The organism is Halorussus litoreus, from assembly GCF_003382685.1.
Classification (GTDB): Archaea; Halobacteriota; Halobacteria; order Halobacteriales; family Haladaptataceae; genus Halorussus; species Halorussus litoreus.
Window position 1 is genome coordinate 1 of record NZ_QLVG01000082.1, and the last position, 10,406, is coordinate 10,406.

Annotated in this window: 10 protein-coding genes; 1 reads left to right on the forward strand and 9 read right to left on the reverse strand. The window is 67.5% G+C overall.

Features of this window, described 5'->3' with window-relative positions; translation table 11 throughout:
- Window positions 1-43: 43 nt before the first annotated feature.
- From DPQ64_RS18020 to DPQ64_RS18040, 5 genes are all read right to left on the reverse strand, one after another.
- Window positions 44-763, reverse strand: coding sequence for an ABC transporter ATP-binding protein (locus tag DPQ64_RS18020; protein ID WP_115865680.1), 720 nt, complete (start codon window positions 761-763; stop codon window positions 44-46).
- Complete coding sequence (locus DPQ64_RS18025; RefSeq protein ID WP_115865681.1) at window positions 764-1,474, reverse strand: ABC transporter ATP-binding protein; 711 nt, start codon at window positions 1,472-1,474, stop codon at window positions 764-766.
- A gap of 37 nt (window positions 1,475-1,511) precedes the next feature.
- Window positions 1,512-2,978 (reverse strand): amidase, encoded by a 1,467-nt coding sequence (locus tag DPQ64_RS18030; protein WP_115865682.1) that lies wholly within the window; start codon window positions 2,976-2,978, stop codon window positions 1,512-1,514.
- A gap of 63 nt (window positions 2,979-3,041) precedes the next feature.
- Window positions 3,042-3,467, reverse strand: coding sequence for a GNAT family N-acetyltransferase (locus tag DPQ64_RS18035; RefSeq protein ID WP_115865683.1), 426 nt, complete (start codon window positions 3,465-3,467; stop codon window positions 3,042-3,044).
- Between the two features lie 113 nt (window positions 3,468-3,580).
- Window positions 3,581-4,870: a substrate-binding domain-containing protein gene (locus tag DPQ64_RS18040; protein ID WP_115865684.1), complete on the reverse strand. Its 1,290-nt coding sequence runs from the start codon at window positions 4,868-4,870 to the stop codon at window positions 3,581-3,583.
- 143 nt (window positions 4,871-5,013) lie between these two features.
- On the opposite strand from DPQ64_RS18040, the gene DPQ64_RS18045 reads away from it, so the two are divergent.
- A complete protein-coding gene (locus tag DPQ64_RS18045) occupies window positions 5,014-6,249 on the forward strand; it encodes a Zn-dependent hydrolase (RefSeq protein WP_115865688.1) in 1,236 nt (411 codons plus the stop codon).
- Between the two features lie 98 nt (window positions 6,250-6,347).
- On the opposite strand, the gene DPQ64_RS18050 is transcribed toward DPQ64_RS18045, so the two are convergent.
- The 4 genes from DPQ64_RS18050 to DPQ64_RS18065 form a co-directional block, all read right to left on the reverse strand.
- Entirely contained in the window at window positions 6,348-6,839 is a 492-nt protein-coding gene (locus DPQ64_RS18050; RefSeq protein WP_115865685.1) for an Lrp/AsnC family transcriptional regulator, read from the reverse strand.
- Between the two features lie 116 nt (window positions 6,840-6,955).
- Window positions 6,956-8,308: an aspartate aminotransferase family protein gene (locus DPQ64_RS18055; RefSeq protein ID WP_115865686.1), complete on the reverse strand. Its 1,353-nt coding sequence runs from the start codon at window positions 8,306-8,308 to the stop codon at window positions 6,956-6,958.
- A 126-nt stretch (window positions 8,309-8,434) separates the two neighbouring features.
- Window positions 8,435-9,691 carry a CaiB/BaiF CoA transferase family protein gene (locus DPQ64_RS18060; RefSeq protein ID WP_115865687.1) on the reverse strand — a complete coding sequence of 419 codons (1,257 nt, stop codon included), beginning with the start codon at window positions 9,689-9,691 and terminating at the stop codon, window positions 8,435-8,437.
- Window positions 9,692-10,015: 324 nt separating this feature from the next.
- Window positions 10,016-10,406 (reverse strand): heterodisulfide reductase-related iron-sulfur binding cluster (locus DPQ64_RS18065; protein WP_269814494.1); only part of this gene is annotated, 391 nt, incomplete at its 5' end.

The following is a 10,406-nucleotide window of genomic DNA, read 5'->3' on the forward strand; positions in this document are numbered from 1 at the left end:
CGGTCTCGCGGCGCGGCCGGTCGAGCGGTGACTACTCGGCCGGTCATTGGTGTCGTTCCCCGATGTACATGTCCATGATGTCGTCTTCGTCGCGGAGTTCCGCGGTCTCGCCCTCGAACACGAGTTCGCCCTGTTCGAGGATGTAGACGTGCTCGGCGATCTCGAGGACCTTCCGCACGTTCTGTTCGATGATTATCATGTCCCGGCCGGTGTCCTTGAGCCGCTCGACCTGCTCGAACACGTCGGCGACGAGGTCCGGGGCGAGCCCGGCGCTGGGCTCGTCGAGTAGCAGGATGTCCGGGTCGGGCATGAGCGCGCGGCCGAACGCCACCATCATCTGCTGGCCGCCGCTCAACTGGCCCGCGTTCTGCTCGCGCTTCTCCTCGAGTACCGGGAACATGTCGTACACCTGCTCGTAGCGCTGGTCGAGCACGTCCTGGTCGTCGACCAGATACGCGCCGATACGGAGGTTCTCGCGGACGGTCAGGTCCGGGAACACGTCGCCGCCCTGCGGGAGCATCACGACCCCGTGGTCGATCACGTCCCGCGGGTGGGCGTTGGTCACGTCGGCGTCCCGTACCCGAACGTGGCCGTCCCACACGTCGACCAGCCCGCAGATGGTCTTCAGGGTCGTGGACTTGCCCGACCCGTTCGGGCCGATGATGCAGTTCACCCGGTCGGGTTCGACGGTGAAGCTCAGGTCGTGAAGCACCTGGTTGTCGCCGTACCCCGCGTCGACGTGGTCGAGTTCTACCAGACTCATCTACGTCCCCCCGAGGTACGCTTCGCGCACTCGTTCGTCCGCTCGGATCTCCTCGAACGGCCCGGTCATTATCTTCTTCCCGGCGTTCATCACGATGACTCGCTCCGAGAGACTGCGTATTACGGACATGTCGTGTTCGATTATCAGGATGGCCGTGCCGCGCTCGTTGATTCGCTTGATGTCCTCGATGATGTCGTCCATGAGCGCGGGATTGACCCCGGCCGCGGGCTCGTCGAGCAACACGAGGTCGGGGTCGAGCATCAGAACGCGAGCGAGTTCGAGCAGCTTCTTCTGCCCGCCGCTCAGCGCGTCGGCGCGTTCGTCGGCGACCTCCGCGAGATGGAGTTCGTCGAGCAGCCGGTGGATGCGCTCGTCGCGCTCCTCGGCGTCCAACGAGACGTTCGGCACCAGCATGTTCTCGTACACGCTGAGCCGGCCGAACGGCTTCGAGATCTGGAAGGTGCGGCCGACGCCGCGGTTCGACACCACGTGGGGCGGCTTCCCGGCTACGTCGGTCCCGTTCAGCAGTATCTCGCCGTCGGTCGGCGAGAGCAGCCCGGTGATGAGGTTCAGGGTCGTGGTCTTTCCGGACCCGTTCGGCCCGATGAGTCCGACCAGTTCCCCCGCCTCGACCGAGATGTCGAGGCCGTCGACGGCGACGATGCCGCCGAACGACTTCTTCAACCCGTTCGTCTCCAACAGTTCGCTCACGGTACGCCTCCTCCGGATGGTGACGGTTCGTCCCAGTTCATAGCTCCTCTACGTCGCTTGGCGGATAGCTCTCCCGCCACGGGAGGGCGTCCTCGATGGCGTTGCAGGCCCGGACGACGTCCCTGTCGCCGCGCCGCGGTGCGATCACCTGCAGCCCGACCGGGAGGCCGTCCGACGCGATTCCGACGGGGACGCTCCCGGCGGGATGCCCGCTGAGGTTCAGCGGCCACGTCAGCGTCCAGCCGTGCATGTCGTGGACCGACTCGCCGCCGACGGTGACGTCGTCGGTGTCGTGCTCGAACGGCGTCCGGGCGAGCGTCGGCGTCGCCAGCACGTCGTAGCCGTCGAGGGTGGCCCGGATCTCGTCGTAGACGGTGGTCCGCCGGCGGCGCGCTTCCGCGAGGTCGGTCGTCGAGCGGTCGAGCCCCTTCCGGACGCGCGAGCGCACCTCCGGAGTGATCGGCAGGTCGGTGTCGAGCAGGTCGACGCCCTCGTTCCGCTTGAGGTCCTCGTACAGCCCGATGTACCGCGACTGGAGGATCCAGTCGAGCGCGTCGTGCTTCTCGGTCCACGACAGTTCGGAGTCCAGATCGACCTCCTCGACCTCGGCCCCGGCGGCTTCGAGCTGTTCGACTGCCGCGTCGACCACGCGCCGGACCTCGCTCGACACGGTGAAATCCCCGAACTCGGGGAGGTAGCCGACGCGGAGGTCCGAGGCATCGCTGCCGAGCGCGGTCCGGTACGACTCGTCGGGTGCAGGCAGGCTGTGGGGGTCTGCACCGTCCGGGCCCGCGATGGCGTCGAGCATCAGCGCCGCGTCCTCGACCGACCGCGCGATGGGGCCGAGGAACGTGTACGGCAGTAGGTTCTGGAACGCGTCCGACCGGGTCGGTCCGGCCGGGACGCGCCCCACGTCGGGCAGCAGTCCGAACACCCCGCATGCGCTGGAGGGGATGCGGATCGAGCCCGCAGCGTCCGAGCCGAGCGCGAGCGGTGCCAGCCCGGCCGCGACCGCGGCCGCGCTCCCGCCCGAGGAACCCCCGACCGTCCGGCCGAGGTCCCACGGGTTGTTCGTCCGGCCGAACACCGGGTTGTCCGTGACGGTCTTCCGGCCGAACGCCGGCGTGTTGGTCTTGCCGAGCACGATGGCTCCGGCCTCGCGGAGCCGCCGGACCACGGTGTCGTCGCGCTCGGGGACGTGGTCTTCGTACACCGGCGAGCCGAACGTCGTCCGGGTGCCGCGGACGCGAGTGAGGTCCTTGACGGCGACCGGGACGCCGTGGAGCGGGCCGAGCGGCCCGCCGTTCTCGACGGCGAGCGCGGCCTCCCGCGCTTCGTCGCGCGCGGCTTCCGCGCGGACGGTGGTGTATGCGTTGATCTCACCGTCGAGTCGCTCGATGCGGTCGAGGAACGCGTCGACCACGGCGACCGGCGAGAGGTCGCCCGCGCGGATGCGGTCGGCGAGCTCGCTCGCCGGCAGGTACGCGAGGCCGTTTGTAGTCATTCGGAATGCCCCCGTTCTGACGGCTCGCACTCCCGTTCGGTCGGTGGGTCGGCGCAGGCCGATTCAATCGAGTTCATACTTGAAGGAGTGACAGTACTTCTCGTAGCCCATCCGCTCGGTGTAGAACCGGTGGGCGTCGTCGCGCCAGTGGCCCGACTCCAGCTCGACCGCCTCGCAGTCCTGCTCGCGCGCCCAGTCGTGGACGTGTTCGAGCAGTTGGGTGCCGAACCCCTGCGACCGGTGGTTCTCGTCGGTCACGAGGTCGTACACGTACGCGTGGCGACCGAGGTAGAAGTTCGTGGAGATGGTGACGCCGGCGACCGCGACCGGATCGCCGTCCTCGTAGCCCGCGAACAGGTGGTACCCCTCCGCGACCATCTGCTCGTACAGTTCCTCGAACTGGTCGTAGTCGAGGTGCGAACGGAGCTGCTGCAGTACCGGGAACGCCTCCCGAAGCCCCTCGTCGGTGTCGATCTCTCGTATCTTCATCGAGTTCCCTCTCCGTGTGGACGGTCGTTCGTCGGTGCGACGCGCGGGTCGAGCGTCGATTCGATTCGCCTCTCGGGCGTCCGTTCGATTCGCTTCACGAGTCGGTCACAACCTCAGTAGAAGCTCCCGTCGAACTCGCTGGTCGCGAACTCCTCGGGCCAGATGAGCTGGGTGTCCTGGTTGGCGATCTGGTAGGCGAGCGCGGGCTGGGTGTCGGCGTCGCCCCACGCGGCCTGGTGGTTGTCCTGGTAGCTGATGTACCCCGTCCCGCCATTGATGGGGTCGTGGCCGATGACGTGTTCGGCCCACTCGTCGACGCTGGCCGACCGGAACGCGTCGAGGCTGTCGAACGAGTCGACGAGGTTCGCGATGACCCGAATGTTCTGGTACGAGAGCGCGACGCTCCCGGTGAGCGGGATGTCGTTGTCCTCTTCCCACGCGTCCATGAAGCCGAGTTCGCCGAGCAAGTCCGGGATCGGACCGGCGTTCAACAGGGTGAACGCGCCGTTCGCGGCCTCGCCGGCGGTCTCCAGCGCGGCGTTGTTGAACAGGCCATAGTTGTGGAAGAGGTGCGTGTTCTCGAACCCGGTCTGGGCGAACTGGCGGGTGATGTTGCCCGCGCCCGACGACGTGGTCTGGACCGCGAGCACCACGTCGGGGTCGTCGGATTCGATGCGCGAGAGCAGCGAGGTGAAGTCGGTCTCGTCGATGCCGACCTCGTCCTCCGAGAGGATCTCCCAACCGATGTCCTCGAGCTCCGTGGCGACGGAGTCCAGAATGGAGAGACCGTACGACGTGTCCTCGGCGACGAGCGACACCGTCTTGTCCTCGAACGGGAAATAGCCCAGTTCGTTCTCTTCCATGAACGAGACGAGGTTGCGCCAGCCGACGCCGTACGACTGGGACGGCGGCGCGGTCTTGAACGCGTTCCAGAGCTTCTGCTCGTTGATCTTGTCGACGATGGCGCTCGAGACGGCCTCGTCGATGATCTGGGGGACGCCCTCGTTGTTGGTCGCCTCGACCACCGAGAGCGCCACGTCGCTGTGGAACCCGCCGCCGATGATGTCGGCCGACTCCTGTTCGATGAGCCGCGAGACCGCGTTCCGACCCGCGGCGGGTTCTGACTCGGAGTCACCGAACACCAGTTCGATGTCCTCGCCGTGGACGCCGCCCTCGTCGTTGAGCAGGTCACGGGTGAGTTCGGCTGCGGTCTGCTTCTGTTCGCCGATGTTCGACGCCGGACCAGAGAACGGCCCGTAGAACCCGATCTTGAGGCCGCCTCCCCCGTCGCCGCCGAATATCTGGCTGGTGCAGCCTGCCAGCGAACCGACGGCGATCGTCGCGCCCGCCGCCCGTACGAACTGTCTGCGGGACGAACTACGCCCCTCGTCGTTGTGCGCCATAGTCGCACGAAGAGAACGGGCATATATAAATCTATCCCAACTATTGGTTCTTGTCTCACTTCGGGCTTTGAAACGAAACAGCGTTCAGAGTTCACCGCTCGTTTTGGATAATTACTAAGTCCTCCCGCTGCATGGTGACCGGTATGGTCGACATCGATCCGGACCGACTCCGCGCCGCGTTCGACGACTACTCCGCCATCGGGGCGACCGACGACGACGGCCTCCACAGGCTCACGCTGTCGGCGGACGACCAGCGCGTCCGGGACGAATTCGTCTCGGACCTCGAAGACCTCGGCGTCTCGGTCCGCGTCGACCCGGTAGGGAACGTGTTCGGCCGCCGCGAGGGAACTGACGCCGATGCCGCACCCGTCCTCGTCGGCTCGCACCTCGACTCCCAGCCGTACGGCGGGCGCTACGACGGCCAGCTCGGCGTCCTCGCGGCGCTCGAAACGCTTCGCGCGCTCGACGACCACGACGTGGAGACCACCCGACCGGTCGAGATCGTCGACTGGACCAACGAGGAGGGCTCGCGATTCAAACCCGCGCTGATGGGCAGCGGCGTCTACGCCGGTGCCCACGACCTCGACACCGTCCTCGAAACCACCGACGACCAGGGCACGACGGTCGCCGAAGCTCTGGAGGAGATCGGCTACCGCGGCGACGAACCGGTCGGCCCGACCGAGCGCCCGGACTCGTACCTCGAACTCCACGTCGAGCAGGGGCCGTTCCTCGAAGAACACGGCAACGCGGTCGGCGTGGTGGACGGCATCCTCGGGATGGCGTGGCTCGAAGTCACGATCACGGGCGACTCGGACCACGCCGGGCCGACGCCGATGCACACCCGGTCGGACGCGCTGGTCGCCGCGGCCGACGTAGTCACCGCGGTCCGGCGACTGTCGACTCGTCTGGGCGACGACGTGGTGACGACCGTGGGCGAACTCTCGGTCGAACCGGACTCGATCAACGTCATCCCCTCGGAGGTCACCTTCACCGTCGACCTGCGGTCGTACGACGACGCGACGGTCGACGAGGGCGTCGCGGCCGTCGAGGCGGAACTGGCCGCGGCCTGCGAACGCGAGGGCGTCGACTACTCGCTGGAGAAGATCTGGCAGATCCCCCACACGGAGTTCTCACCGGGCGTGCGCGACGCGGTCGAGGACGCGGCGAGCGAGGCTGACCGCTCGTTCGAGCGGATGGTCGGCGGCGCGGGCCACGACGCCTCGTACGTCAACGACGTGACCGACGCGGGGATGGTCTTCGTCCCGAGCGTCGACGGCAAGACCCACAACGAGGCGGAGTTCACCGAGTGGGAGGACGTGGTCGCCGGCGTCGAGGTGTTCGCCAACGCGACCCGACGGCTCGCCGAGCGCGACGAGTAATCGTTCGAAAATCGTCTGCCGGCGAGGGCGCGGCCGACGAGGACTCGTCGGCCGCGCCCTCGCCTGTTCAATCTTCGCCAGCCCAGTTCTTCGCCGGCTCAGTCCTCGTCGATCAACGCGTCCACGAGCGTTTGGTAGTCGAAGTCGTTGAGCGGGTAGGTCTCGTCCTTCACGGTCGTGACGACGAACTTCGAACTCGTCCGGCGGATCTCGTCGATGGCCTCGTAGTCGGCGATCAGCGACTCGACCATCTTCCGGTCGGTGACGTGGGAGATGACCACGAAGTCGGTGTCGCCCATCGTGAAGTACACCTGATTGACGCCCTCGATGTCGGCGAGCTGCTCGCCGACCGTCTCGTGGTACCCCTCCTCGAACTCGGCCCACACCTCGCTGATGAGGGTGATCGACAGCCCGAGCTTCTCGAGGTCCATGTCGTACACGTCGTTTTTCAGCACGCCCTCCTCGCGAAGCTGTTCGAGCCGGTAGTGTACCGTCGACTTCGGGATTCCCGTGATGTCCTCGATCTTGTCGGGGCTCCTGACGCCTTCGTCCGCGACCGCCGTGAGAATGCGAATGTCCTTCTCGTCCATGATTGATATCTTCGCCGCGGTCCGACCCCGGACTCGGCCGCAGAGACGCGAGTACGAAGCCCAACTGGCGGCCCGCTGTTAAATTTTGCTGACGTTTCCCTTCCGAGACCGCCGACTCAGGCGTGGGTCTCGATGGCCTCGACGATAACGTCCATCCCGATCTTGGCCTGCTCGCGCGTGACGACCAGCGGCGGGAGCAGTCGGAGGACGTTCCCGGTCCGGCCGGCCGACCAGACCAGCACGCCGCGCTCGTAGCAGTGCTGCTGGACGGCCTTCACCAGTTGCTTGCCGGACTGTCCGTCGGCGTCCGCGAACTCCGCGCCGGTGAACAGCCCGCGACCGCGAACCTCGACCAGCCGGTCGATTTCGTCGGCCACGCCCCGGAGTCGATCCCGCATATAGCCGCCCACGTTGCTGGCGTGGTCGAGCAGCCCCTGGTCCTCGACGTACTCGATGGCGCGCAGTCCCGCGACCATCGCCGGGGCGTGGCCCCGGAACGTGCCGACGTGCCCGCCGGCCTCCCACGTGTCGAGTTCCTCCCGGTACATCGTGGCACCGAGCGGGAACCCGATGCCGCCGAGGCCCTTCGCCATCGGCATCGCGTCGGGCGTCACGTCGTAGTGGTCGCTGGCGAACCACTCGCCGGTCCGGCCGAAGCCGGTCTGGATCTCGTCGACGATGAGCGGAACGTCGTTGGCCTCCGTGATCTCCTTGAGCCCCGCGAGGAACCCCTCCGGCGGGGTGACGACGCCGCCCTCGCCCTGAATCGGCTCGACCCAGACGCCCGCGGGGTTGGTCATCCCGCTGTAGGGGTCCTGCAGAAGCTCCTGGACGTTCTCCAGCGCGCGCTTGCCGCCGTCATCGTCGTCGTACGACGAGGGGTGCGGAACGTGGTGGACGTTCGAGAGCAGCGGCGAGTAGTCCCGCTTGTACTTCCTGCCCGCGGTGAGGCTGAGCGCGCCCGAAGTCGCGCCGTGGTACGCGCCGCGGAACGCGATGAGGCCGTCGCCGCCGGTGTTGTACTTCGCGAGTTTGATGGTGGCCTCGATGGCGTCGCTGCCGGACGGCCCGCCGAAGACGACCCGGTTGTTGTCCGGCAGGTCGCCCGGCGCGATGTCGTTCAGCTTCTCGATGAGGTCGAGTCGCGCCTCAGTCGGGAAGTCGACCGCGTGGACGAGCTTGTCGGTCTGCTCGCGCACGCCCTCCAGCACGTACGGGTTGGAGTGGCCGACGTTCAGTACGCCGATGCCCGCGAAGAAGTCGAGGAACGTGTTGCCGTCGACGTCCCGCAGCGTCGCACCCTTCCCCTCCTCGATGGCGATGGGGACGCTTTTCGGATACGCGACGGCGCTGCTGTCGACTTGACGCTGGCGCTCTAACAACTCCTGGGAGTTCGGTCCGGGAATCGACGTTTCGACGTTCGGCGCATCGTCGAAGTGGATGTCCTGAAACCCTCGTTCGGCGACCATACGTAGTCGTGTTCGTAATGGCATAAAAAATTTGTCTGAGCTTCCACCCTATAGTCACTTTATTGGATTGAGTTCAATCGAACTCTATCGCCCGGATACTTCGTTCGACAGCGGTCGAGGCCGAGGTCAGACGACGTCGGTCTCTTCGAAGCGACGGATCTCGTCCGCGGCGTAGCCCAGTTCGGCCAGCACTTCCGCGGTGTGCTCGCCGAGTTCCGGCGGGTGACGCCGCACGCTCGTCGACGACCCCGAGAAGTGCATCGGGCTGGCAGCCATCTCGATGGGACCTGCCGACGGGTGGTCGACGCTGGCCGTCATCCCGCGGGCCGCCGTCTGCGGGTGGTCGAACACGTCGGCCACGTCGTTGACCGCGCGGGCCGGCACGTCGTGGGCGTCGAGCAGATCGACGACTTCGTCGGTCGTCCGGTCCTCGAACTCGGCCTCCAGGATGGATTCGAGCGTCTCGCGGTGGTCGACCCGGTCGGCGTTGACCTCGAAGCGCTCGTCGGCCAGCAGGTCCGGGCGGTCCAGCGCCTCGCAGAGGTTCGCCCAGAGCTTTTCGGAGGCGGCGGCCACGACGACGTGTCCGTCCGCGGTCGGGAACGCGCGGTACGGCACGATGGTCGGGTGCCGGCTCCCCATCCGGCCCGGGGCCTCCCCGGACGCGAAGTAGAAGCTCGCCATGTACGAGAGCCACGCCACCTGCCCGTCGAACAGGCTCACGTCGATCTTCTGGCCGCCACTGTCATCTCTACTCTCTTTCTCACTCCCACCGTAGGCGCGTTCGAGCAGCGCGGCGAGGATGGCCTGAGTCGCGTACATCCCCGCGCCGATGTCCGCGATGGCGACGCCGACCCGGACCGGTGGCCGACCTTCCTCGCCGGTGATGCTCATCAGCCCGGCCTCGGCCTGCATCACGAGGTCGTAGGCGGGCCGGTCGGCGTACGGGCCCCACTCGCCGTAGCCCGACAGCGAGCAGTAGACGAGGTCGTCGTTCACCTCGCGGAGGTCCTCGTAGCCCAGTCCCCAGTCGTCGAGCGTGCCGACGCGGAAGTTCTCGACGAACACGTCGGCGTCGGCGACCAGCGAGCGCAGGATCTCGCGGCCCTCGTCGGACTTCAGATCGAGCGTGATCGACCGCTTGTTCCGGTTGACGCTGGCGTAGTACGCGCTGACCGCGCCCTCGTCCTCGCCGAACTCCGGCGGATGCCACCCGCGCGTCTGGTCGCCCGCGCCCGGTCGCTCGATCTTGATCACGTCGGCTCCGAGGTCGCCGAGCTGCATCGTGCAGAACGGCCCGACCAGCACCTGCGAGGCGTCGACCACGGTGAGGCCGTCGAGCGGCCCCGACTCCGAGTCGGAGTGTTGAGCTTCCCCGACCATGGCGAGTCAGGCGACCTCCGGGATTTCGGTCGTATTGCGGCCCGCGCCATCGAATCGGCAGTCGCCGCTCCCTGTTCTACTCGTCTCCGTCGTGCGACAGATGCTCCGAACGTCTCCCATGGCGACCCACTCGACACCGAGACGGTTTAACGATAGCGGGAAGCGAGCCGAACGGCGGGGGGGGGGGGGGGGGGGCCCCCCACGGGCCCCCCCCGGGGGGCGGGCGCCACGCCCGGGGGGGGGCGGGCGCGCCCCCCCCCCCCCCCGCCCCCCCCCCCCCGCCGCGGGGGGGGCCCCCCCCCCCCCCCCCCCGCCGTTCGGACGCTACCGCGCCGGGTCGATCAGGCGAATCGGATGCTTCGGCTGTCGAACGAGCAGCGAGTCGAGCTGTTCGAGACACGAGGTCCCGCTGGCGACCACCGTCCTGTCGCGGGCCTCGGAAGTCTCGAACTGGTCGGCGAGGTCTTCGCCGACTGCCTGACTCAATTCGTAGTACTCGGTCTTGTAGCCGAAGCTCCCGGCCATCCCGCAGCACTCCACGTCCGAGGTGAGCACGTCGTAGTCCAGCGACTTCAGGACGGCTTCGGTGTGGGCGTCGAGGCCGAGCGTGCGCTGCTGGCAGTGGCTGTGGTACGCGACGCGCTCGCCGTCACCGGTCGTGAGCACGTCGGCGGCCGCGGGCGCGTCGCCAGAAGCCGACGACGCGCCCGCGGCC